The organism is Veillonella sp. S13054-11 (assembly GCF_002959795.1).
In the GTDB taxonomy this organism is placed as follows: Bacteria; Bacillota; Negativicutes; order Veillonellales; family Veillonellaceae; genus Veillonella; species Veillonella parvula_E.
In genome coordinates this window covers 23207-48737 of record NZ_PPCY01000006.1, presented here as the reverse complement: position 1 = coordinate 48737, position 25531 = coordinate 23207, and the positions used below count along the sequence as shown (strand labels likewise).

General features: G+C 39.1%; 25 protein-coding genes. 1 reads left to right on the top strand and 24 read right to left on the bottom strand.

Features of this window, described 5'->3' with window-relative positions; genetic code table 11:
• Nucleotides 1-79: 79 nt before the first annotated feature.
• The 11 genes from glpX to VPHSUH08_RS06605 all read right to left on the bottom strand — a co-directional run bounded on the left by glpX (nucleotide 80) and on the right by VPHSUH08_RS06605 (nucleotide 12655).
• A complete protein-coding gene (gene glpX, locus VPHSUH08_RS06655) occupies nucleotides 80-1042 on the bottom strand; it encodes a class II fructose-bisphosphatase (protein WP_004695442.1) in 963 nt (320 codons plus the stop codon).
• 59 nt (nucleotides 1043-1101) lie between these two features.
• Entirely contained in the window at nucleotides 1102-1746 is a 645-nt protein-coding gene (gene fsa, locus VPHSUH08_RS06650; protein ID WP_008715804.1) for a fructose-6-phosphate aldolase, read from the bottom strand.
• 13 nt (nucleotides 1747-1759) lie between these two features.
• Nucleotides 1760-3040: a serine--tRNA ligase gene (serS, locus tag VPHSUH08_RS06645; RefSeq protein ID WP_105087050.1), complete on the bottom strand. Its 1281-nt coding sequence runs from the start codon at nucleotides 3038-3040 to the stop codon at nucleotides 1760-1762.
• Nucleotides 3041-3165: 125 nt separating this feature from the next.
• Nucleotides 3166-4119 (bottom strand): cation diffusion facilitator family transporter, encoded by a 954-nt coding sequence (locus VPHSUH08_RS06640; protein ID WP_105087049.1) that lies wholly within the window; start codon nucleotides 4117-4119, stop codon nucleotides 3166-3168.
• 242 nt (nucleotides 4120-4361) lie between these two features.
• On the bottom strand, nucleotides 4362-5642 hold the full coding sequence (gene guaD / locus VPHSUH08_RS06635; protein ID WP_105087048.1) for a guanine deaminase: 1281 nt from the start codon (nucleotides 5640-5642) through the stop codon (nucleotides 4362-4364).
• 101 nt (nucleotides 5643-5743) lie between these two features.
• Complete coding sequence (locus VPHSUH08_RS06630; RefSeq protein ID WP_105087047.1) at nucleotides 5744-7087, bottom strand: NCS2 family permease; 1344 nt, start codon at nucleotides 7085-7087, stop codon at nucleotides 5744-5746.
• A gap of 591 nt (nucleotides 7088-7678) precedes the next feature.
• Nucleotides 7679-9196, bottom strand: a complete 1518-nt coding sequence (gene lysS / locus VPHSUH08_RS06625; RefSeq protein WP_105087046.1) for a lysine--tRNA ligase — start codon at nucleotides 9194-9196, stop codon at nucleotides 7679-7681.
• Between the two features lie 29 nt (nucleotides 9197-9225).
• Nucleotides 9226-9699, bottom strand: a complete 474-nt coding sequence (gene greA, locus VPHSUH08_RS06620; RefSeq protein ID WP_004695428.1) for a transcription elongation factor GreA — start codon at nucleotides 9697-9699, stop codon at nucleotides 9226-9228.
• A gap of 123 nt (nucleotides 9700-9822) precedes the next feature.
• On the bottom strand, nucleotides 9823-10809 hold the full coding sequence (gene dusB, locus VPHSUH08_RS06615) for a tRNA dihydrouridine synthase DusB (protein ID WP_021147862.1): 987 nt from the start codon (nucleotides 10807-10809) through the stop codon (nucleotides 9823-9825).
• A gap of 94 nt (nucleotides 10810-10903) precedes the next feature.
• The gene (locus tag VPHSUH08_RS06610) at nucleotides 10904-11671 is read right to left on the bottom strand and encodes a type III pantothenate kinase (protein ID WP_004695423.1); all 768 of its coding nucleotides are present in this window, start codon (nucleotides 11669-11671) and stop codon (nucleotides 10904-10906) included.
• 9 nt (nucleotides 11672-11680) lie between these two features.
• The gene (locus VPHSUH08_RS06605) at nucleotides 11681-12655 is read right to left on the bottom strand and encodes a biotin--[acetyl-CoA-carboxylase] ligase (RefSeq protein WP_004695422.1); all 975 of its coding nucleotides are present in this window, start codon (nucleotides 12653-12655) and stop codon (nucleotides 11681-11683) included.
• Between the two features lie 171 nt (nucleotides 12656-12826).
• On the opposite strand from VPHSUH08_RS06605, the gene VPHSUH08_RS06600 reads away from it, so the two are divergent.
• Nucleotides 12827-14170 carry a threonine/serine exporter ThrE family protein gene (locus VPHSUH08_RS06600; protein ID WP_004695419.1) on the top strand — a complete coding sequence of 448 codons (1344 nt, stop codon included), beginning with the start codon at nucleotides 12827-12829 and terminating at the stop codon, nucleotides 14168-14170.
• A 53-nt stretch (nucleotides 14171-14223) separates the two neighbouring features.
• Here VPHSUH08_RS06600 and ftsH read toward each other — a convergent pair whose 3' ends face one another.
• The 13 genes from ftsH to VPHSUH08_RS06535 form a co-directional block, all read right to left on the bottom strand.
• Nucleotides 14224-16152, bottom strand: coding sequence for an ATP-dependent zinc metalloprotease FtsH (ftsH, locus tag VPHSUH08_RS06595; protein WP_004695418.1), 1929 nt, complete (start codon nucleotides 16150-16152; stop codon nucleotides 14224-14226).
• Nucleotides 16153-16240: 88 nt separating this feature from the next.
• Nucleotides 16241-16786, bottom strand: coding sequence for a hypoxanthine phosphoribosyltransferase (gene hpt, locus VPHSUH08_RS06590; RefSeq protein WP_004698467.1), 546 nt, complete (start codon nucleotides 16784-16786; stop codon nucleotides 16241-16243).
• A gap of 23 nt (nucleotides 16787-16809) precedes the next feature.
• Nucleotides 16810-17808, bottom strand: a complete 999-nt coding sequence (gene tilS, locus VPHSUH08_RS06585) for a tRNA lysidine(34) synthetase TilS (protein ID WP_105087045.1) — start codon at nucleotides 17806-17808, stop codon at nucleotides 16810-16812.
• Nucleotides 17777-18673: a phosphatase gene (locus VPHSUH08_RS06580; protein ID WP_105087044.1), complete on the bottom strand. Its 897-nt coding sequence runs from the start codon at nucleotides 18671-18673 to the stop codon at nucleotides 17777-17779. The genes tilS and VPHSUH08_RS06580 overlap by 32 nt, the downstream gene beginning before the upstream one ends.
• A gap of 97 nt (nucleotides 18674-18770) precedes the next feature.
• Nucleotides 18771-19172: a S1 RNA-binding domain-containing protein gene (locus VPHSUH08_RS06575; RefSeq protein ID WP_004695410.1), complete on the bottom strand. Its 402-nt coding sequence runs from the start codon at nucleotides 19170-19172 to the stop codon at nucleotides 18771-18773.
• Between the two features lie 67 nt (nucleotides 19173-19239).
• Nucleotides 19240-19572, bottom strand: a complete 333-nt coding sequence (locus VPHSUH08_RS06570) for a septum formation initiator family protein (RefSeq protein WP_004698500.1) — start codon at nucleotides 19570-19572, stop codon at nucleotides 19240-19242.
• Nucleotides 19573-19749: 177 nt separating this feature from the next.
• Nucleotides 19750-20697 carry an L-lactate dehydrogenase gene (locus tag VPHSUH08_RS06565; protein WP_105087043.1) on the bottom strand — a complete coding sequence of 316 codons (948 nt, stop codon included), beginning with the start codon at nucleotides 20695-20697 and terminating at the stop codon, nucleotides 19750-19752.
• 94 nt (nucleotides 20698-20791) lie between these two features.
• Entirely contained in the window at nucleotides 20792-21607 is an 816-nt protein-coding gene (locus tag VPHSUH08_RS06560) for a hypothetical protein (protein WP_105087042.1), read from the bottom strand.
• A gap of 101 nt (nucleotides 21608-21708) precedes the next feature.
• Nucleotides 21709-22179, bottom strand: coding sequence for a 2-amino-4-hydroxy-6-hydroxymethyldihydropteridine diphosphokinase (folK, locus tag VPHSUH08_RS06555; protein ID WP_105087041.1), 471 nt, complete (start codon nucleotides 22177-22179; stop codon nucleotides 21709-21711).
• Nucleotides 22179-22541 (bottom strand): dihydroneopterin aldolase, encoded by a 363-nt coding sequence (gene folB / locus VPHSUH08_RS06550; protein ID WP_008603485.1) that lies wholly within the window; start codon nucleotides 22539-22541, stop codon nucleotides 22179-22181. Before folB ends, folK begins: the two co-directional genes overlap by 1 nt.
• On the bottom strand, nucleotides 22541-23374 hold the full coding sequence (gene folP / locus VPHSUH08_RS06545; protein ID WP_105087040.1) for a dihydropteroate synthase: 834 nt from the start codon (nucleotides 23372-23374) through the stop codon (nucleotides 22541-22543). The genes folB and folP overlap by 1 nt, the downstream gene beginning before the upstream one ends.
• A complete protein-coding gene (gene folE, locus VPHSUH08_RS06540; protein ID WP_060919845.1) occupies nucleotides 23367-23936 on the bottom strand; it encodes a GTP cyclohydrolase I in 570 nt (189 codons plus the stop codon). The genes folP and folE overlap by 8 nt, the downstream gene beginning before the upstream one ends.
• A gap of 8 nt (nucleotides 23937-23944) precedes the next feature.
• A complete protein-coding gene (locus VPHSUH08_RS06535; RefSeq protein WP_004695392.1) occupies nucleotides 23945-25501 on the bottom strand; it encodes an ABC-F family ATP-binding cassette domain-containing protein in 1557 nt (518 codons plus the stop codon).
• Nucleotides 25502-25531: the final 30 nt, after the last annotated feature.

Below are 25531 nucleotides of genomic sequence, written 5' to 3'. Positions count from 1 at the left end.
AAAATACAAAGAAAAAAAAGCCCTGAATATATCTCAAAAATTTGTGCCAAATTTTTGAGTATATTTCAGGGCTTTATTCTTATTTAGCTTTTAATGTTTTAAGTTTATGATCCATATGCACTGTATCAAGGAAACGAACCGTACCAGTTTTAGACCGCATCACAATAGTATGTGTACGCGCACCACCTGGGAAATATTGAATTGGATTTAATAAGTTACCACGTGTAATGGCAGTAGCCGCAAAAATAACATCATCAGTACGAACTAAATCATTTAATGTGAGCACTTGGTTTACATCGGCAATGCCCATTTCATGGCAACGACGAATTTCTTCTTCCGTTTCTGGTTTTAAGCGAGCTTGCATATCGCCGCCTACACATTTTAAGGCTGCAGCCGCTAATACACCTTCAGGTGCACCACCAGTACCTACAACCATGTGCACCCCAGAACCTTCGATACAACATTCCATAGCTGGATTAACATCACCATCAGAAATGAGCATAATACGAGCCCCTACTTCACGAGCCTCTTTCATCAAGCCTTGATGACGCTCACGATCAAGCATAACCAACGTGATTTCATCTACATTACGTTCCATTTTAGCCGCTACATTTTTGATATTTTCGGTCAAAGATTTCGTAATATCGATAGCACCTGCACCTCGAGGACCAACACAAAGTTTCTCCATGTACATATCCGGTGCATGTAACAAGCCACCTTTTTCTGCAATCGCCATAACTGCAATAGCACCATTTTGACCTTTAGCAATCAAGTTTGTCCCTTCAATAGGATCAACAGCGATATCTACTTCTGGTCCGCCAGCACCTACGTGTTCTCCGATATAAAGCATAGGAGCTTCATCAATTTCGCCTTCTCCGATAACCACAGTACCAGAAATGCGAACAGAATCAAACGCTTGACGCATAGCATCTACAGCAAGACCATCGGCTGCATCCTTTTGCCCACGGCCAAGCAAACGACCGCTACGCAAAGCTGCGGCTTCAACGACACGAGCAAATTCCAAAGATAATGTACGATCCATAATGGGCCTCCTTATAAGTCCTCTATGTATTGATATGACTCTTACCTAGAGTCTCTAACTTATTGATTAGCTTGTTTCCAATCTTCCATAAATTTTGCAAGTCCTGCATCAGTCAACGGATGTTTCATAGCTTGCATGAGTACTTTAAATGGAACAGTTGCAATATGAGCACCTGCTTTAGCACATTGAATAATATGCAGCGGAGTTCTCACACTTGCAGCAATAATTTCAGTTTCAATTTCATGAATAGCGAAAATATCTGTAATATCTTGAATCAATGTAAGACCATCCATGCTGATATCATCAATACGACCCACAAATGGACTCACATAACTTGCACCTGCACGAGCAGCTAATAAGGCTTGGTTTGCAGAAAAAATCAAAGTCACATTCGTTTTAATGCCTTCTTTGCTCAAAATAGCAACGGCTTTAAGACCTTCTGGAGTCATAGGAACTTTAATAACCACATTAGAGCCTAATTTCACAAGGTCATGTGCTTCCGCCACCATGCCTTCAGCATCAGAGGAAATAACCTCTGCGCTAACAGGTCCATCAACAAGGTTTGCAATTTCAGAAATAACTTGTTTCAAATCGCGTTTAGCTTTCACGATAAGCGATGGGTTTGTAGTTACGCCATCAATAAAACCAAAGTCATAGGCCTCTTTAATCTCATCAAATTCTGCTGTATCAATAAAGAATCTCATAAAATGCCCCCTCTTATTTAGCCGGTGAAATCACTTCAACGCCACCCATGTATGGCACGAGAACTTTTGGAATTACAACGGACCCATCGGCTTGTTGATAGTTTTCCAAGATAGCAGCTACTGTACGCCCTACTGCAAGGCCAGATCCATTTAATGTATGAACGAATTCCGGCTTACCCTTAGGTCCACGACGGAATTTAATATTAGCACGACGAGCTTGGAAATCAGTCATATTAGAGCAAGAGGAAATTTCTCTATACTTGCCTTGTGCAGGCATCCACACCTCTACATCATAGGTTTTAGCAGAACCAAAGCCCATATCACCTGTGCACAGAGTGATAACACGGAACGGTAATTCTAATAAGCGCAATACTTCTTCTGCATTATCTGTTAATGTTTCTAATTCTTTGAAAGAATCTTCTGGTTTAGCTAATTTAACCATTTCAACTTTGTTAAATTGATGTTGTCGAATAAGGCCACGAGTATCACGCCCCGCGGAACCCGCTTCAGCACGGAAACATGCGGTGAATGCAGTATAGTATTTAGGCAATTCCTCTTCGCTCAAAATTTCGCCACCGTGATAATTAGTCAATGTAACCTCAGCAGTTGGAATCAAGAAATATTCCGTTCCTTCTACATGGTACATATCTTCAGCAAATTTAGGCAATTGTCCGGTGCCCGTCAAAGTTTCACGAGTTACCATATATGGAGTCATCATTTCAGTATAGCCATGTTTGTCTACATGAAGATCCACCATGAAGTTGATAAGAGCGCGTTCCAAACGAGCCCCTAACCCCTTATACACAGTAAAGCGAGCTCCACTCATTTTGCCTGCACGGTTGAAATCAAGGATATCGAGGCTTTCACCTAAATCCCAATGAGCCTGTACATCAAAATTAAATTGACGTGGTTCGCCCCATTTGCGTTGCTCCACATTTTCATCTTCATCGGCACCTACAGGAACAGATGCATCACACATATTTGGCAACATCAATGCCGCATCGCGCAATTTTGTTTCCACTTCGCGAATACGGTTATCAAGTTCAGCAATCTCATCGCCTACTTTTTTCATTTCTTTGATTTTTTCATCAGCATTTTCTTTGTTGCGTTTTAATTTGCTAATTTCTTCTGTTACAGAATTGCGAAGCGCTTTTAATTCTTCTACTTGGCCGATCAATTGACGACGTTCATCATAAGCGGATACAAAGGTTTTCAGATCGCCTTTTGTATGACGATTATCTAAATTTTGTTGTACTAAATCAATATTTTCACGGACAAATTTTAAATCTAACATACTATAAACCTCATTTTCCAACTATGTTACGCACAATATATTCAATACATTTAAGTATACCATATATTGGTGTATTTATCATTAAATTATGTGCTATATACTAGACTTCTCATCAATATTTTATATTATTCATCCTCTTCTTCATCTAGCAAATAATCTTTTGCCATCCATTTACGCGTGCCTGTAAAAGAAATGGTCACCCATTTTTCCGTTGGGTTACCGCCGATTTCTTGGTCAATTTCATTGCGAATAGCATCAATTTCAGCAATGGTTTGATATGGAAAACTTTTAGGAACTAAAATATCAATTTCAATGATTCGAGTATTGCCGTATACTTGCACGCTCGTCACATAATCTTTAAAATTATACTTTTCCATAAAGCAATCCATAATTTCTTGCACTTCATTATGCAATGAAGTCGGTGCCCATCCCAATATTTGTTTCATGGATGGCACAATGATACGAAATGCAGAGGGTATCATCTGTACCGCTAAAATAATTAATACAATAGGGTCAATATAAGTAGCCCATCTAGCATATTCAGTACTTTCTAGCATAGTAGCTACAACGAAACTAATCAAGATAGCCGCTTCTAACAAAGCATCGACATACCAGCTTACATTATCAAATTTAATCAAGTTAGACTGTAAACTTTTATTAATACGACGTACATAAAGATAGTAAGCAGTATCTGTAACAGTAAAGAATATAGCATAGAAAATAGCTGGTCCGAAGTCTACGTGACGTCCACCAGACAAAAGATCTGTAATCCCACTAGATAAGGCATAAATTACTATGAGAAGAATAAAAAAGCCCTCCACGGCGAGCACCAGAGGTTCAAATTGCCAAAAACCGAATTGGAATCGCTTACTCGTTTCTCTAGCAACTAACTTAGCTGTCATAAGCATCATAATCTTAATAACAACATCAACGAAGGAAAATACCCCATCTAACAACACTGCACTAGATCCCGTTACAATCCCCATCACAGTGCCGCTCACCGCAACTAGCGCCATCAAAGCAACAGATTGCATTAATAGCTTTTGTTCAATAGAGCGTCTTGCTCCTAATATATCCATTAAGACCCCCACTTTCTTAATTTGTACATTTTTTTATTATACACCAAGTGAATTGATGAGCAAAATCGCCCTGTTCAGTAATATAAACAGGAAAGCTATAAAACCTACCATAAATCATAATCAAAAGTTTATCTAACACCTCGGTCAGTTTCTAAAAGAAGCACCGAAAAGCAGCTAGTTTGAAGGGTATACAAACTAGCTGCTTTAAATATATCAGTATTTTTTTCTGTAAGATATAAACTTTACCCTTTTGGACTCGGAACTACGCGACCAGCCACATAGCGTTCAATAATATGGCGATCATCCCCTACATATAGCCAGCGCTCTAAACGCTCTTCCAAAGAACGTTCATTTGGGTCGAATAGGGACGTATCATCGATAATAAGGGCATCTAATTCATAGCCTTTTTCAAAGCTTCCAACGTGTCCAAAAAATTGTCCACCACCCTTGGTAGCCATATAGAAGGCTTCACTTAGCGTGAGCGGTGCATAGTTTGGGTCTACTTCAGCCCATTTCATTTTCGATAAACCAATAGCTTCAGTAAGGACCTTTGCCATCGATACAATATGTCCACCAGAAATATCGGAGCCTAAACCAATTGGTATATTCCGCTCAATCAGCTTACGAATCGGTGCAATTCCGCTAGAAAGATTTACATTCGAATATGGACAATGAGATACCATGGTCTGCGTTTCAGCCATGCGATCCATTTCTACGTCATTCAAATGAATGCAATGGGCCATTACAGTTGGCACGGTACCCATCAAATGATGTTCATAGTACACATCTGTATAGTTTGACGACTCAGGATGTAATGATGCGACCCAATCAATTTCGCCGTGATTTTCCGACAAATGAGATTGAACAGGAACATCGTATTCTTTCGCTAATTTAGCAAGTCCTGTCATGAGTGCACTCGTACAAGATGGTACAAAGCGCGGTGTAATAATAGGTTTAACTAAAGGTCCAAATTGAGCTGATGCATCTAACCATACTTTAGTATCAGCTAATGATTGATTCGTTTCTTCAATCAAAAATTCCGGACTATTACGGTCCATGTTTACCTTGCCCACATAAGCTGACAATCTTGCTTTTTGTAAAAGCTCCATCAACACCAATGTGCTGTCTTTATGGATTGTGCCAAACAAAATACTTCTCGTCGTACCATTGCGCCATAAATCGTGAACAAAGGCACCATATACTAGACGAGCATAGTCTAGATCACTAAATTTTGCCTCTTCAGGAAATGTATAAGTTTCAAGCCATGGTAACAGTTCCTTATCCATACCAAGTCCACGATTACAATATTGTGGTGCATGCGCATGGGTATCCACAAAACCAGGAATAATGAGATTATCACCGTAATCAACAACATCATACTCTGTATAAACTGTAGGAATACTTTCACCACAATGAACAACCACCCCATCTACAGCAATAACATAACCCTGTTGAATAGATACAAGTGCTGATGGATTCGGTGTATATAATATATTTCCTTTTAAAATAATCGTTGAATTCATATAACCTCCTCGCGTGATTAGAGCCCTAAAGTACTGCGCCCATATACTACGCTAGATTTTCGTTTAATAGACTATGCTATATGATTCATAGTATATGCTATTTAAATAGCAAAGTGAATGATGAACGCCACAGTCATGATGTACATAATAGGATGAATTTCATGATGACGACCTGTGGCCAATTTAATTAATGTATAAGAAATAAAACCAAAGGATAAACCTTGAGCAATACTAAATGTTAATGGCATAAGAAGAATTGTTAAGAACGCAGGCAATGCTTCCGTGAAATCAGTAAAATCAATATGCGTTACCTCACTCATCATAAATACGCCAATAGTAATCAGTACAGGTGCAGTCGCTTGTACCGGTACCAATAAGAACAATGGTGCAAAGAATAAAGATACCAAGTATAAAAGGCCAGTTACTACTGCCGTAAGACCTGTGCGACCACCATCAGCAACGGCTGCCGCACTTTCAATATAAGAAGTAACTGTAGAGGTACCTACAACGGCACCTACTGCGGCACCAATAGACGTACATAGCAAGGCACGATTTAAACCTTCAAATTTCCCTTCTTCATTTACTAAGTTTGCTTTTCTCGTTACACCAATCAATGTACCGATATTATCGAACATATCCACAATAGTAATGGAGAAGATAATGGAGAAAAAGCCATACCCAATAGCACTCATTACATCAAGTTGACCAAATGTGTCTACTGGAAATGGTGGTACCAAGTTAAAGATATCCGAACTAGATATAGGAACCTTAGTCAAACCTAACACCATAGCTAAAATCGTAGTGAAAGCCATACCAATTAACAATCCACCCTTAACCTGCTTAGCTAATAAAATACTTGTAATAAACAAGCCTAACAATGTTAATAGTACTGCAGGATCTTTCATGTTCCCAAGGGTTACAAATGTAGCATTATCAGAAATAATTATATGAGCATTTTTAAAGCCAATGAAGGCAACGAATAAACCAATACCTACGCCAATAGAGGTTTTCAGCACTTGTGGAATACCATCTACTATTTTATTAAGAACTTTAGTAACTGTTAAAATAACAAAAACTGTACCGGAAATAAAAACGGCACCTAATGCAGTTTGCCAACTAAGGCCCATAGCACCACAAATGGTATACGAGAAAAATGCACTTAGGCCAAGTCCAGGTGCTACGATAACCGGAACATTAGCAACAAAACCTATTAGCATTGTCGCAAAGGCAGTTGTTAAAATTACAGCCGCTACAGCACTACCATGAGGCATTCCTGATACAGATAATAGATTGGGTATTACTGCCAGAATGTATACTGATGCAATAAACATTGTAATACCCGCAAAAATCTCAGTCTTTACTGATGTTCCATGTTTGGTCAACTTGAAAAACCGATCAAGACAACCATTGGCTTGATTACCTCTTTCATAATCCATTGAACTCATCGCACTTACCTCCTAAACTTTTAGAAATATAAATTTAGTTAAATAAAAAACGGCTACAAGAGCATCATAAATAAGCTCTTGTAGCCGTAAATCTCGGTTCACGCTAGAGAGACTTGACCCATCCCGTCAAGGTTATACAAGGCATGTAGTAGTTCTATACTGTTAATCTATATCATCACATTCAAATTCGATAAAGCGAAGATAAATAAGAAAAAGCTTTATATGCATGATTTTTTATCATATATATTATGTAAATACCACATTTCACACTTAGTATAAAATTATTTTTATACACTGTCAATAACAATTGATGAATAATCATAAACTATTTTATTATCCTAGAAATTATTTTCTATAAACTTTATATCGTTAATTTCGTTATATACTTATGTACTGGAATACGACCTCAACATATTAACCATTCCATCAATCTACCGTATAAAATTACAGATAGTATTCATGTTTCAATACATATTTAAAGGCAGTATCGTAGTAACAGGTTTAAAATGATATTTATATGATACTAACTATTTCATAAATATATAAAAAGCTCCCTACTCAAAGAATAGGGAGCCTTAATAGTGTCGATTATTATTCTGCTTCTTCAGCTTCAAAATGCTTAGGAGCTTCTGGTTTCATCAACGGGAACAATAATACATCTCGAATGGATGCAGAGTCTGTTAAGAACATAACAAGACGGTCGATACCAACACCTAAACCTGCTGTTGGAGGTAAACCGTATTCAAGAGCTGTAACGAAGTCTTCATCCATGCGGTGAGCTTCATCATCGCCCGCTTCACGTTCTTTTAATTGATCCAAGAAACGTTGTTTTTGGTCGATTGGATCATTTAACTCGGAGAAGCCATTTGCCAATTCACGACCATAGATGAAAGCTTCAAAACGTTCTGTAGCCAATGGATTTTCACGACTTGCTTTAGCAAGTGGAGAAATCTCTTTAGGATGACCATATACGATAGTTGGCTGAATCAAGTTTTCTTCTACATAATCTTCAAAGCAAAGATTTAAGATTTTACCAATACCATCATTTTCTGTGTATTCTACATTTAAGCGATCAGCAATAGCACGAGCTTCTTCTATAGTTGTGACTGCATCAAAATCTTCACCAGTGTATTTTTTTACACCTTCAGCCATTGTGATACGATTCCAAGGAGGAGTCAAATTAATTTCTGTACCTTGGTATATAATTTCTTGTGTACCAAGTACTTCTTGAGCACAGTAGGACACAAGATTTTCTGTTAAGCGAATCGCATCCTCTACATCACCATAGGCTTGGTAGGATTCGATAGTAGTAAATTCTGGATTATGACGATTATCGATACCTTCGTTACGGAAGCAACGGTTCATTTCGAACACCCGGTCCATACCACCAACGATTAAACGTTTGAGATACAATTCTGGTGCAATACGCATGTAAATATCGATATCAAGAGCATTATGGTGAGTGATAAATGGACGTGCAGCAGCCCCACCAGGGATAGCATGCATCATCGGTGTTTCCACTTCCATGAAGCCATCACGCATCATGTATTCGCGAATCTTAGCAACGATTTGAGAGCGTTTTACAAATGTATCACGCACTTCAGGATTTACAATCAAATCAACATAACGTTGACGGTAACGAAGTTCTGTATCCTTTAATCCATGCCATTTTTCTGGTAGTGGACGTAAAGACTTAGATAACAATGTTAATTTGTTAACTTTAATGGTAACTTCACCGGTATGCGTTTTAAATACGTGACCTTCTACGCCGATGATATCGCCGATATCAAGCATTTTAACGTATTTATAAGCATCTTCGCCCAATACATCTTTACGGAAGTATACTTGAATATCACCAGATTTATCACGAATATTCGCAAATGCCGTTTTACCATGGGAACGAATTGTCATCAAACGACCTGCAATAACTACAGGCTGGCCATCATATTTCAAGAAGAAGTCTTCTTTAATATCTTTTGCGTAATCTTTTACGACAAAACGTTGGCCAAATGGGTAAATACCATCAGCTTCATATTCGGCTAATTTATCGCGGCGAATTTGCATTTGCTCATTCAGCTCTTCTTGTATATTTTTAATTTCTTCACTCATGTTATCGCCTCTTTGTCGGTAATTGTAAATTATTGGATTGCTAACACTTTGAATGTTACAGGACCATCTGGTGTGGAAACCTCTACTTCATCGCCCTTACGTTTTCCCAAAATAGCTTTACCTACAGGAGATTCATTAGAGATACGATTGTTAAATGGATCCGCTTCAGAGGAACCAACGATAACATATTCCAATTCATCGTTGTACATAGTGTCAAGTACAGTAACTTTACTACCTACAGATACAACGTCACCTTTTACAGATTCATCGATGATCTTCGCAGTGTTAATCTTATTCTCTAACTCTACAATATGACCTTCAATAAAAGCTTGTTCATTTTTTGCATCATCATATTCAGAGTTTTCACTGATATCGCCATATTCAATAGCAGTTTTAATACGTTCAGATACTTCAATACGGCGTACAGATTTATAGTACGCTAATTCTTCTTCTAACTTCTTTAAACCTTCGGCGGTGAGTAATGTTTCTTTTACGTCTGCCATGGGTACCCCACTCTTTCTACATATAAATAATAAGAAAAAGTGTCATAATAAGATGACACCTTATCTCTTGTTTCTAAATTATCTCAATCATTATATAAAAATACTATTTATTTGTCAATCTGACTACCCTTCGGACAGTATTTTGCGATATGATTCTAGCTCATTGTGAAAGCTCGTTACAGTATGAATTGTATTCACTCGATTGCGCCAATATGCAGATTCCGGAAGTCCCTTCATATACCAGCCCGCATGAGTGCGTATCTCCTTAACGGCCATACTTTCACCTTTGTATTGGCATAACAAGTCAAAATGCTTTAATAACATATCTAGACGCTCTATATCGGTCGGAGCCGGCAATACTTCACCAGTGGCTAAATAATGATGAATACGACCAAAGATCCAAGGATTCCCCTGTGCACCACGGCCTACCATTACAGCATCACAACCGGTTTCATCAAGCATTTGCTTAGCATCTTCAGGATTCACAATATCACCATTGCCAAGTACGGGTACAGATACCGCTTCTTTCACAGCCTTAATATAAAACCAGTCCGCATGTCCACTATACATTTGCTCCTTTGTACGCCCATGTACGGCTATAGCAGCCACACCTGTAGACTCAATGCGTTTTGCAAAATCCACAACATTAATAGAGTCACTATCCCAACCGATACGCATTTTTACAGTAACAGGTACATCAACAGCCTCAACAGCGGCTTCTGCAACACGCGCCGCTAGATCAGGATTTTTCATAAGTGCCGAACCATCGCCAGAGGTAACTACCTTTTTTACAGGACAGCCCATGTTTATATCTACAATATCGGCCCCCGCATCGGCCACAACCTTAGCCCCCAAAGCGATTGCTTCTGGATTAGAGCCAAAAATTTGCATGGATACAGGACGTTCTGCCTCTTCAATGCGCAATAATTCATGAGTACGTTCATTCTTATATTTAATACCCATAGCACTGACCATTTCGGTACATACCAAGGCTGCACCTTGTTCTTTGGCCAGTAGTCGATACGCAATATCGCTAACCCCTGCCATAGGCGCTAATATGGCTTGACCATCAATTTTGACAGCCCCAATTTGCCACTGTTTATTATTCATATAATTCTATTTCCCTTAATAAAAAAGGTACAGCATAAGCTGTACCCGAATGTACACTACTTCGTTACCTATACGTAACTATATTATAGTAGCATTATTTATTTCTTTCGTAAATAAGGCGTAAGCCTTCTAATGTAAGCATAGGTTCTACATGGTCAATGCAGTCTGTAGCACTGCTAATAAGCTGTGCCAAACCACCTGTAGCCACTACAGTTACATGATTCCCCATTTCCGCTTTCATACGAGACACGAGGCCTTCTACTTGACCTACATAACCGTAGAACATACCAGATTGCATAGAGGACACCGTATTTCGACAAATGACTTGCCCCGGGTCTCTCACATCGATACGAGGTAGTTTGGCCGCCCGTTGGAATAAAGCCTCTGCAGAAATTGTTACCCCTGGAGTAATAACCCCACCCATATAATCGCCATTACCTTGTACCGCACAATAAGTTGTAGCCGTACCAAAATCGATGATAATTAAATCGCCCTTATAAAGCTCATGTGCTGCTACAGCATTTACAATACGGTCAGCCCCTACTTCACGAGGATTATCATACTTAATAGCGATGCCAGTTTTAGTACCTGGACCTACAATAAGAGGATTTACATTAAAGTAGCGCAAACACACGCGCTCTAATGTAGGCATTAATGGTGGTACAACCGAGGAAATAATGATAGCATTAATATCTTTTACATCAACCTTACGGTCGTGAAAGAATAAGTTCATCATCAGCATGCCATATTCATCGGTGGTACGGACCCGATCTGTGGAAATACGCCAGTGACCCACAAGTTCTGTCTTGTCGTATACACCGAGAACAATATTGGTGTTTCCCACATCAATTACTAATAACATTAATGCCTCCTATTTACGCGGACGAATTGATACGTCCCCTGCCACAATACGTTTAATTGTCCCATCTGAGATTCTTACTAATAAATTACCATCTTCATCAATATCTGTAGCTACCCCTTCATAGGTATTGCCAGGAGCACGCACTTCAATTTCTTCACCGAGCGTAACAGATAATTGCCGCCATTCATTAAGGGTTTCTTCAAAGCCGCTATCGAGCACTTCATAATATTGATGTTCTAATTCTTCTAATATAAGTCTAAATGCTTCTGTGCGCTCAATATCAATATCTTCCATCGCAAGGGATGTAGCAATTAATTTCAACTCTTCTGGTAATTCTTCTTGTTTTGTTTTTACGTTGACCCCAATGCCCATTACAATATGAGAAATTTCTTCCATAGAACCAGACATTTCTGTCAAAATACCTACTAGCTTACGACCATTCACAAGAATATCATTAGGCCACTTTATCCCCGCATCGGTGAGCCCCATCTTATGAAATGCCTTTGTCAAAGCTACAGCAGCCATCAAAGTACACTTTGGAGCCTCTACAGGTGGAAAATCAGGCCGTAAAATCAAGCTAAACCACAAGCCTTTGCCAAATGGAGAATACCAACCGCGAGATAAACGCCCACGACCAGCAGCCTGTTCCTCAGTAACCACAACCGTACCTTCTTCTGCACCTTGTTGAGCTAAACGACGAGCTTCTAAGTTCGTAGACTCCGTGGTATCCATATAAACATATCGTTTACCAAATACATCTGTTTTTAAGATTTGTTTCATTGCCAAGGGGCTCAACAAATCAGGTTCTTCCAATAATCGATACCCTCTCTTGGTATAAGATTCAATTTTGTAGCCTTTTTGACGTAACGCCTTGATATGTTTCCAAATAGCTGTGCGCGAAACATGGCAGGCTTCGGACATATCTTGTCCCGATACGAAACTACCTTGGTTTTGTCTCAAGAATTCTAGCACTTCATCACGCATAGTTTAGAGCCCCTTTCTTTGTCAACCTAGGTTTACAATTCGATTGTACAAGTGTACCTTGTAAAATGCAAGGATTATTTAAAATAATTAATGTTATAATGTATATAGTATAAAGGTATACATAAAAAAATAGATAACAATAATGCTATCTATTATCCTTCGGAGAGATATATGAAACAGTTTACATTAGAAGAGAAAAATCAAGTTTTAGAGAACCCTTTTATCCATATTCACCGAAAACTGGATGTACTACTCAATATAGGGAAGTTACTAATGGAATGTGGGGCAAATACAAATCGAATCATTGAGGAAATGCTAAAAGCCGCAACATTTATGGGAATTCCTCATGATTACTTAAATATCCATATTTCATATACCACTATTATGGTCAATCTATTACACAAAGAACGATCCATAACAGTCTTCAGAAAAACACCGGTTCATATTCCGAATATGGCTATGATCAATGCCGTATCAAAGCTCACATGGCGCGCCTTTGAGCGACATTACTCACTAACGACCTATGAACGACTAATTGCCAAACTGGATACAACTATACCAACGTATCCAAACTGGATAAAAGGACTAGCTTGTGCACTAGGTTCGGCAGGTCTTGCATACCTTTACAGTGGCGATATTATCGCATTCATCGTTACCATCATATGTTCTAGTATTGGTTATTTTACGCGCACCCTATCAGGCAGATTAGGGCTTAATGAATATGTAGGAATCGCATTAGGCGGATTTGGTGCCATGATATCGGCTTACGCTTTTTATAGTCATGTAAATAATGAATCCTTACTATATGTACTCGTTTGCTGTACCTTGTTCATGATTCCTGGGGTACCATTAATCAATTGTGTCATCGATATCATTAATAATCATATTTTATCGGGTATGACACGCGCTATTAGAACATTACTCATCGTGGGTAGCATGACTTTAGGTATGGCCATGGCACTCTACTTTAGCCCTGCACCAGCATTTAATTTTGTTGATATTAAACCTCATGTTATTTCCATTGAGCAAGTTATCGGTTCTTTTACAGCTGCAGCTGCTTTTGCGGTACTTTTTAATGCTCCTGTCAGACTATTAGTATCCATTGGTATTGGTGGCGTACTATGTGTATGTATTCGCAATATACTATCCGTAGAATTAGGATTTTCTACACCAGGTGCTACCTTTATTGGTGCTGCCATTATGAGTATTATTTTTGTAAAAGTTTCTACTTGGTTAAAAACATCTAGCACTATCATTATCGTGCCGTCTGCCATCGCATTAATGCCCGGTATACTGTACTACCGATTTCTCTTCGACATGTTACACATCAATGCATTAAATGATGCTAGTCTAATCCTTATGATACAAAATGGTGTAACTGGCACATTTACAACTATAGCTATAGCAATCGGTGTAGCTATACCAAATGTTTTAGCACAAAAATATTTGCAAAAACTAAAAGAACAACGCATGACAGAACTTCTTGCCACACGTCATATAAACGATGGACAGTAAAAAAGAGCTAGCCTTCTAAAAAGGCTAGCTCTTTTTCATTTGGACAAAATCCATTATTTAATTTCATTAGATGATGCTTCACTAGGATCTGCTACAGTACTAGTTATTTCTTTAGCATCAACACTCTCTGGTACTACGCTACCTTCTACTTCAGAAGCTACTTTAGGCTCCTCAGCTTCAGGTTCTTTTGTTGTACCATATTTGTAAAGATTATCTACCGCTTTCGCATCGATTGTTTCCTCTTCTAACAAAGCATTTGCCATGTCATGTAAGAATTTTTCATTATCGCTAAGAAGTTTTGTTACATCTTTATAAGCTTCTTCTACGATACGATGAATTTCAGAGTCGATTTTCGCAGCGATTTCTTCACTATAGTTGCGCTCATGGCCTAGGTTTTTTCCTAAGAAGATTTGTTCTTGTTGTTCACCAAACACGATAGGACCAAGCTCATCGCTCATCCCCCAACGCGTTACCATAGCGCGAGCAGTATTAGTTACACTTTGAAGGTCCCCAGAAGCGCCTGTACTGATTTCATCTAAAATCAAGGCTTCTGCAATTCGACCACCAAGAGCAACTCGAATATCTGCTAATAATTGAGATTTTGTTTTGTAGTTTTGTTCCTCAGTAGGAAGCATCATAGTGTAGCCACCAGCTGCACCACGAGGAATAATCGTTACTTTATGAACAGGATCTGCATGAGGCAATAGATGTGCCACGATAGCATGACCAGATTCATGGTATGCTGTCAATTTACGATCCTTATCGCTCACAATATGACTGCGGCGTTCAGGTCCCATACTAACTTTTTCACTGGCTTCTTCAACTTCAGCCATAGTAATTACTTTTTTGTTAAGACGAGCCGCCAAAAGAGCTGCTTCATTTAACAAATTGCTCAAGTCTGCACCAGTAAAGCCTGGAGTTTTCTTCGCAATTATTTTCAAGTCTACATCATCAGCCAAAGGCTTATTACGAGCATGAACTTTCAAAATTGCTTCACGGCCGCGTAGGTCTGGACGACCTACAATAACTTGACGGTCAAAACGACCTGGACGTAAAAGTGCAGGATCTAGAATATCTGGGCGGTTTGTTGCAGCGATAGTAATAATACCTTCGTTGGCACCAAAGCCATCCATTTCAACGAGCAATTGGTTTAATGTTTGTTCACGTTCATCGTGACCACCACCAAGGCCGGCACCACGTTGGCGACCAACCGCATCAATTTCGTCTATAAAGATGATACATGGGGCGTTCTTTTTCGCTTGTGTGAAAAGATCACGCACACGAGAAGCACCAACACCAACGAACATCTCTACAAAGTCAGAACCAGAAATCGTAAAGAATGGTACCCCTGCTTCACCAGCAACAGCTTTAGCAAGTAATGTTTTGCCTGTACCTGGAGGTCCTGCCAATAATACACCTTTCGGAATTTTAGCACCGATAGTTGTAAATTTGCCTGGATCCTTTAAGAACTCTACTACTTCTTCTAATTCTTGTTTTGCTTCTTCAGCGCCAGCTACATCTTTGAAGCTAACCTTTACATTGCCTTCACCCATCAATTTAGCACGGCTTTTACCAAAGTTCATCACTCGGCCACCGCCACCTTGCGTTTGTTGCATGATGAAGAAGAATAATACTACCAAGATGATAATCGGAATAGCAGAACCTAACAAGCTCATCCACCAAGCAGGTTGCTCAGGTGGAGCTGCAGTAATTTCTACACCATTATCTTGTAAAGTTTTGATTAATGTTTCATCAGTTGGCGCATAAGAATTGAATTCTGTTCCATTTTTTAGTTTACCTTTAATACCATGATCATTGGTAATCGTTACGGACTCAACCTTTTTCTGTTGTACTTGTTGAATAAATCCTGTATAACTGAGTTCAGATTTATTCGCACTTTGACCAGAGAAAGCGTCAATGGCGATAACGAAAGCGGCAATGATAAGTAAATAAAGGACGATATTTTTAGTAAATCGACCCAAAATATTACCCCTTTCAATAATAGTTTAGTGGCATAAACGAATTGAGTACATCTCGTTGAGAGATGCACTCATATATTATATCATATTTTTAATCTTGATACATTTCTTCCTTTAAAATACCTATATAAGGTAAGTGACGATATTTTTCTGCATAGTCTAAACCATAGCCGATAACAAAGTAATCGGGAATGACAAAGCCTACATAGTCTACTTCTACATCCATTTTACGGCGTTCAGGCTTATTTAATAACGCTGCTAGGCGTACACTTTTAGCTCCACGAGCATGTAAATTTTCTAGCAAGTAATGTAATGTTGTGCCCGTATCTACAATATCTTCTACAACGAGTACATGCTTTCCTTCTACAGATCGATCCAAATCTTTTAAAATTCGAACTACCCCTGTACTTGTTGTACCGCTGCCATAGCTAGAGCAAGAAATAAAATCGAAGCTTACATCCACATTCTCATCGATAGAGCGAGCTAAATCTGTAAAGAAAACGATAGCACCTTTCAATACACCTACGAGAACTACGGATTCCCCTTTATAGTCAGCACTGATTTGACGACCTAATTCAGCCACACGAGCCTTTAATTGTTCCTCTGTATATAAAATATCTTTTGCATCTTGATGCATCTATATGACCTCCGCGATTCATATTAATGTTTGCAATATACCTTTATTGTATCACATTGAGCACTTACTTTTATACTTTTAATATTGAAAGTTTTCCCTTCCCCAGTGTTAACAATATCGAGTAATTGCTCTTGATGAGCAGTGGTAAGCTTGATTTCAGGATCAAAGATGCTCACCAGTCTTTGCCACAATCGACGTTGGATAGACAACGGCTTCTTACGTAACCCCCTACGAGATATAAACGCGCCCTCATCAGAGATAGTTACTAACTCATCAAACGCCATATCCGTTAAATTAGAAATAAGAGAAATGTCTTCGCGTACAGAAGCCCCTAGCCTTACTATGGCATCGCTAACGATAGGATTAATGGCTTTTAACTCAGGTATAATGCGATGACGAATTCTATTTCTTTGATATCGTACATCCTCATTTGTACTATCTATACAGTAAGAAATATCTTTCTCTTTTAAATATAGAAGTAATTCTTCTTTTGTGACATCTAACAGAGGTCTTACTACTGGAACAGTATAATCATTACTAACAACGGCCATGCCTGTCAAACCATTAAGTCCAGTCCCTCTAATAAGATGTGCTAAAATTGATTCTGCTTGGTCATCTTTATGATGAGCTACTGCAATATAGTCATACCCCTCAGACTGTGCTATACCGGTTAGCCATTGATACCGAACTTGGCGGCCTATAGTTTCCTCTGATAGCTTTTGAGCTTGACTCAATTTAGGCACGTCAAAGACAGCCGTATAAAATGGCAGTCCTAGTACGTCCGCTTGATTTCGTAACCATAGGACCTCATCCTTACTTTCAGGACGAATACAATGATCTACTATAGCAACTCCAAGCTCATATACTGTATGGCGATGTGTAGCAATATCTTGCAATAAATGCAATAAAGCCATCGAATCAGGACCACCAGAACAAGCTACCAAGATACGACAATTCTCAGGAAATATATCATGTAATTTTAAAGTGTGATTAACGGTTCGAATGAGTGCTTTCACATTCACGGGCCATCGCCTCCATACCATCTTGGTCGCTCACAAATACATGAGGGACCTCATAGGAATCCATAAAGGACGTTAAAATCTCTGCCCCAGCAACAATAATGTCGGCACGCCCAGCGGGTAAACCTTTTACTTGTAGTCTCTCATCACGACTCATATACCGCAATTTCATAATAATGCCTTCCACCGTTTCACGGCTCAATTTATGACCTTGTACCTTTGTGCCATCATAATGGTCTAAACCTAAATCAATAGCAGCCAAGGTTGTTAGGGTTCCTCCAATACCGATAAATTCACCAAATTCACCTTCAATCATCATCGGATCCCAAAGAAAACGGGTTTCCTCCCACACTCGTTGAGGCCCTTCGTCAGATATAGATTGAAGGCGTACCGCTCCCCCAGGATAAGAACGGCTCCAGTACACTCCATCCTTGTTACCTAATGCAAGTTCTGTACTACCTCCACCAATATCAATGGTCGTATAATGACGTCCATCCTCTAATTGATTTCCTAAAGCGCCATAAAAGCCATACATGGCCTCTTCAGCACCAGATAAAATTCGCCACTCCATAGGACAGTATGTATTAATACGTTCCATAAATGCAAGTCCATTAGCCGCTTCACGAACAGCGCTCGTCGCAAAACCAAAGCAATAGTCAGCACCGTATTCATTTGCTATTTTTTGTATATCCGTAAAGGCTTGATAGGATGCTTCCATGGATTCATCTCGCAAGGTACCATCTGTATTTCGTTGACCTAAACGAGTAGTCCACAACTGCTTAGGCTCATAACGCCACTCGTTATTCTCATAGGTAGCCAATAATAAGCGCACCGAATTAGAGCCAATATCGATAATTGCTAACTTCATAATTGCTCCTTACATATAAATAGATTTTTCCTAATACTATTATAGCGTTAATACTCTATACATAAGTAAAGAGATGGCTAGATGCCATCTCTCACTATTAATCTCGACGACCACCTCGGCCTCCGCGTTTTCCTTCGGTATTGCGTTTTAAATCGTGTAATCGTTCATTGCTATCGCGCAAGAATGATTTCATCTTCGCTTCGAAAGACTCTATGCTTTGTTTCGATTGAACACGATGAGGACGTTTTTCTTCGTCCATCCCCTCTTTAGGTTGTGTTTGACGAATGGAAAGTCCTATTTTATTACCATCAATAGATAAAACCTTAACCTTTACTGGATCCTCAACCTTTAAAAGGGTATTAATATCTTCAATATATCCATGAGCTACTTCAGAAATATGAACTAACCCTGTTTGCTTTTCTCCTAAATCAACAAATACGCCGAATTTTGTAATACCTGATACGGTACCATCAATAATGTTACCAACTTCGATTGCCATGCAACCTCCTAATTAATGCGGAAACCTTAAACTACAAACTAATGCGAAAAAAATAAAAGAATAAAATCTATTTTACATATGGTACTTCACCAGGTTTTACCAATCCTAACTCCTCACGAGCAACCCCTTCTATGGTCTTTGGATCTTGTAACCTAGCCTTTTCCTGTTCTAACTCTTCATTTCGCTGCTGTAACTCTTGCAATTGTTGCTCTATATGTTGTTTTTCTTGATATACAGCCACCAAGCGATAAGCCTGCCCTAACAGTAACAGCACCATAATCCCTATGCCAATTCGCTTGATCCACATGAGGATAATACGCTGATCCTGTGCTTTGCGATTAGGACGAACCCGTTTGCGTGGCCTTTTTGGGCGTTGTACATCCATAGTGTCCTGAGTCATAATGTCCCCCAAATATTCATCATCTGTATACTGTCATTTCTAGATTATACCACATAACAGAGCTTGGGACTAAAGAAAATTACAGATATTTCTCATTAAGAATGGCAACATAAATCCGTATAAATTTAAAACTCCATATGCAATGTAAACTTTCTATCCCCACAAGTAAACATCCACTTACATAGCCTCAGCCTTTGCAACATGTTCACGAATGACAGCACAAGAAGCTTTAAATAAGGCTAGCTCTTCATTAGTTAGTTGCAGTTCAAAAACATCTTCGATGCCATCTTTACCAATAACAGCAGGAGTAGATGCAAATATTCCTTCTTCTCCATATTGTCCATTTAAATAACAGGAGCAAGGCAATACCTTCTTTTCATCATGGAATACGGCGCGAATCAATTCTGTGGTAGCACTCGCAATACCAAACTCCGTAGAGCCTTTACCAGCTAGTACATGATAGCCACCAATTTTAACATCATCTAGTACTTTTGTATGGTCAAGTTTAGGAAATCTATGGGGTAGCTCTCGATATAATTCTAAAAGTGGTTTACCTTGTACACAGACATGGGACCACGGCACCATGGCACTACCTCCATGTTCACCTAAACAGTAGGCCGTAATAGAGCGATTACTAATAGTAAAGATATGAGCTAATTCTTTTTGCAATCTAGCTGAATCTAGAGCGGTTCCCGTTGAAATAATACGCTTAGGATTCCACTCAAGATGTTTACATAAATAGGTAGCTACCACATCAGCAGGATTAGAAATTGAAATGATGAAACCTTGAAAAGAAGACTGCTTAATACGTGGAATAACGTCTTTTAGTACAGCCACTGTTTCACCAAGGCTCTCAAGGCGATCCTGATACAAATTCGGCAAAGGACCCGCACTAAAAACGAGGATATCACAATCTCCACATTCTTCAATAGGACCTGATGTAGCAGTTACTTGATGTGGAATATAGCTAACGGCATCATTAATATCCATAGCTTGCGCCTGAGCTTTTTTCTCGTCAATATCCATCAAATATAATTCATCAACCTCTCCTTGCAAGGCTAAAGAAAATGCCACATGAGATCCTACATGGCCAGTGCCAATAATACCTACCTTACGTAACTTCATAAGAGCCTCCATACCTTAGCATAAAACGATAGCATATCCTCAAATGCCAATTATTTAAATCACGTATATCTGTATATGATTTATCTTAATAGAATCATAACTCATTTAAATTCATCTCATCCAAATTGAGTGGGAACAAATCTTTTTCTTCCATCGCTTGAGGAGATTTTTCTAAATATTGTTTACGCATGGACCATAAAATATCCAAATCTGTAGGATCCAATTTTGATAATGCATATATCATAGTAAAGTCAGAACCATAGTGCCCACGTAAGCTATCAGGTACACCCTTAGAGCCTTCACCACTAATGCGGTTATTAAAGAACCCTTGGATACGACGATTATCTAAATCTATAATAATAAAACCTGATCCATCATACACATATAATGTATGATTAACACGTTTTAATGCACGTACTGTATTCGTAATAAAATACTGGTCCTTCAAATCAATGAGGGACGACTCATAACCAGAATGGTAAAAGTCACCATAATAATGGGCCCCTCCATCAGTAGACTCCAACAAGCCTTTAAATTCTTTTTGCTCTTCAGCACTGAAATCGGATAAAGATTTTAGCTTTGTTATATTCCGTAAACCTCGTTGGTAATCATCCGATTTAGTTGGCTCTATATGTTGCCCCCTAAAGGTTATTGGCATTAAACGAAGTGCATTATCAGATAAATTATAAATCCCTAGTCCTTCATAACCTAAGAAATACACTTGTGATCCACTAGTCTTCATAGCTAATATTCGTTTTGAAATAATGGCATCACTAGAATTAACCAGTGTATGCGCTTCTGGATCAATACGTACTGTTTTACTATCATAATTTGCTCCTACAGCAAGCCAGTAAGATATCCCCATTATAATAAGTGCCAGTACAAATAATCCAATACGTTTTATATTCATCTACGCTCTCCATGACTTTCCAATCATAAAACGTAAAAGCATGCGTACAATATGTATCGTGTTTACAGTGTATCTAACATTAGATTATATACGATTCTAGTTTATGCACCCAATTGAACTAATCGATCAGCAATCTTAGTCCCTTTATATGTGAATGTTGGTAATAGCTGAGATAGCGGTTCTAGTACAAAATTACGATTCCAAAAATGAGGATGCGGTATCACAAGACTCTCATCACACAAAGAAATCATCTTCCCCTCTATATCGTACACTAAAATAATATCCAAATCTAATGTGCGAGGGCCCCAATGAATCAATCGTTTTCGTCCAGCCTTCTGCTCTAATTGCTGAATAAGGCTGAGCATTTGATGTGGTTCTAGATTGCTTTCACAAGACCATACGCCATTGACAAAGGTGTCTTGTTCCGTATATCCCCACGGCTCAGTTTCAATCAGAGGAGAAGTGACTAGCCTGGAAATTGCCTCATGATGTAGTAAGGATCGAAAAGCAGAACTGATGTAGCCTCTCTTATCCCCCATATTCGAGCCTACACTGATGTAATAGGTATACATCAAATTTGTCCTCTTGTGGTGATAACCTCAACATAATCCAAAATACCTGAAATCGGTACAGATGGTTTACGCACCGTTACTGAGAGACCTACGATACCTTGATAATGTTGGTACAAGGAATCGGCGATAAGCGCCCCTAATCGTTCTAACAAATTATGCTTTTCACCAGTCATAATTGATTCTACAATTTCATATACCTCTACATAATTGATGGAGTCCTCTAATTGATCACTTTGACCGGCCTTTGTAAGATCGGTTATTATTTCTACATCTACAAAAAATCGTTGCCCTTGTTCTTGCTCAGATGCCAAATTTCCGTGGTATCCGTAAAATGCCATATTTTTTAAAACGATTCTATCCATTATTCACCTCGTAACAAGCCGTCTGCTACAGCTAAGGCGCGTTTGTGCATTTTCACATTGTGAACACGCACCATATCAACGCCTTGGAATACACCTGTAATACAAGCAGCTACCGTACCTTCATCGCGATCTTCTGGAGGCAATCCGCCTAACATAGATCCGATGAAACGCTTACGGCTTGGAGCAAGCAAAACAGGGTATTCATAAGCGGTTAACTCACCCAAGCGTTGCATAACTTCAATATTTTGTTCTTCAGTTTTACCAAAGCCAATACCTGGGTCAAGCCAGATTTGTTGTGGCGTTACACCCTCTTTTAACGCTTTATCAATAGCGCAGAAGAAGAAAGCTTTCATATCTTCAATGATATCACCATAGTTTGTATCATTACTATTATGCATGATGATAACAGGTACCTTATATTTAGCCACCACCGCGGCCATGTCAGGGTCATAATGTAAGCCCCATACATCATTTAGAATATGTGCCCCTTTTGAGAATGCATATTCTGCGGTTTTTGCATGATATGTATCGATAGATACAGGAACGGTAGAAGCCTTTAACACAGGTTCTATCAATAAAGAAAGACGTTCTATTTCTTCGTCCGTAGTCAAAGGTGTAGAACCTGGTCGTGTAGACTCAACGCCTAAATCGATAATATCTGCACCATCTTCAATCATTTGTTTCACATGAGCAGTAGCTGTCTCTGGTGTATTAAATTGCCCCCCATCAGAGAAGGAGTCAGGTGTACCATTCAATATACCCATGATAAGGGTACGATCACACAAAGATAAGCTTTTGCCATCATTCCATGTATAATTTCTACGTTTAAACATTTACCTGTCCTCCGCCTAACATTGCCAACGCTTCATCCCTTACTGTACCTGTTTCAGCTAATACGCCTCGGCTTTCTAATGTAATTACCTTTGAATCTTGCTGCATAGTTCCTTTAATAAGCATACACAACTGAGTCGATGTAATGCGTACAAAAACGCCATGAGCAGATAAATCATTCATTATCGCATCTGCTAATTCAGATGCTAACCGCTCTTGTAATTGCGGTCTGCGACTGAGTATATTAACAACATCTTGAAACTTACTGAGCCCTGCCACACATCCATCCTTGGGTTGATACACAATGTCTACAGTCCCAAAGAATGGCAATAAGTGGTGCTCACACATAGAATAAAAGGGAATACCTGTAACGGCTATAAGTCCCTTGTAATCAGTGCTAAACGTTTCACCCCATACCGATTTTGTTTCGACTCCTACGCCACTAAATAACTCACTATATAATTCTGTTACACGACTTGGTGTCTTTTCTAACTCTGGTGCCTCTGTATCAACAGATAAAGCCTCTAAGAATTGCTTTATCCCGTCATTTGCACGTTGATTCATCGGTCCTCCTAAACAATCTTTGTCGTCCAATCTTCAATATTCCAAATATCCGTAACCCAATCTTGATAGAATTCAGGCTCGTGACTTACCAATATAATTGTACCTTTAAAATCACGTAGTGCACGGCTCAGTTCTTCTTTTGCATATATGTCTAAATGGTTAGTCGGTTCGTCTAGGACCAACACATTGTACTTATTCTGCATGAGCTTACATAGGCGAACCTTCGCATTCTCACCACCTGAAAGTACGCGCATTTGAGACGTAATATGTTCATTTGTAAGGCCACAACGAGCTAATGCTGCACGCACCTCTGCATTTGTCATCGCCGGATATTCATTCCAAATATAATCTAACGCTGTTTCGGAATTAGATGGCGTATCCTCTTGGGCAAAATAGCCAACTTGTAAGAATTCACCTTTTACCAACTCACCACTAACAGGCTTTAATAGACCTAAAATAGTCTTCAACAACGTTGTTTTACCTAAACCATTGACACCGCGAATAGCAATTTTTTTGTTTCTTTCAATTTGAAAGTCTACTGGTCTTGTTAATGGTTCATCATAACCTAATTGCAGTCCGAAAGCCTCTACGATAAAGCGACTTGGTGTACGGCCTTCTTTAAAGCCAAAAGTAGGCTTGATATACTCTTTTGGCTTTTCTAGAATTTCCATCTTTTCTAAGCGCTTTGCTCGAGAATTTGCCATACCACGTGTTGCAACGCGCGCTTTATTGCGCTGAATAAAGTCTTCCATACGCTCAATCTCTTGCTGTTGACGTTCATACGCCTTAGCTGCTTGCGCTTTTTTCACCTCGTAAGCAGCTTGGAACTGATGATAATCACCAGTATAACGCGTAAGCACCGCTTGTTCGATATGGTAAATAACATTGACTACGGAGTTTAAAAACTCCATATCATGAGAAATCAAGATAAAGGCATTTTCATAATTTTGCAAATAGTTTTGCAACCACTGAATATGCTCCACATCAAGATAGTTTGTCGGTTCGTCTAAGAGCAAAATAGTCGGTTTCTCTAGTAATAGTTTTGTGAGCAAAACCTTGGTACGTTGACCACCGCTGAGCTCTGTTACATCTCTATCTAAGCCGATATCCATAAGTCCCAATCCGGCAGCGGTACGCTCAATAACCGCATCAATTTCATAGAACCCACGTTGCTCAAGAATTTCTTGCCATTCCCCTACCTGTTCAAGTAGCTTATTCATTTCATCTTCGGATACATCACCCATACGATTATACGCATCGTTAATGTTTTGCTCCATGACGAACAAATCATCAAAAGCACGTTGTAATACATCACGGATGGTCATACCTTTTTCAAGAACAGCATGTTGATCCAAATACCCGACAGTTACCTGATTGGACCATTCAATTTTCCCCTCATCAGGTGGCAATTTACCTGTAATGATATTAAGAAACGTAGATTTACCTTCACCATTTGCACCAATGAGGCCTACATGTTCACCTTTTAGCAAACGGAATGATGCATCATCTAAAATTTGTCGCGCTCCAAAACCATGAGTTACATTTGAAACGGTTAAAACACTCATATCTATCTCCACCGGAATAAAAGCCGTCTT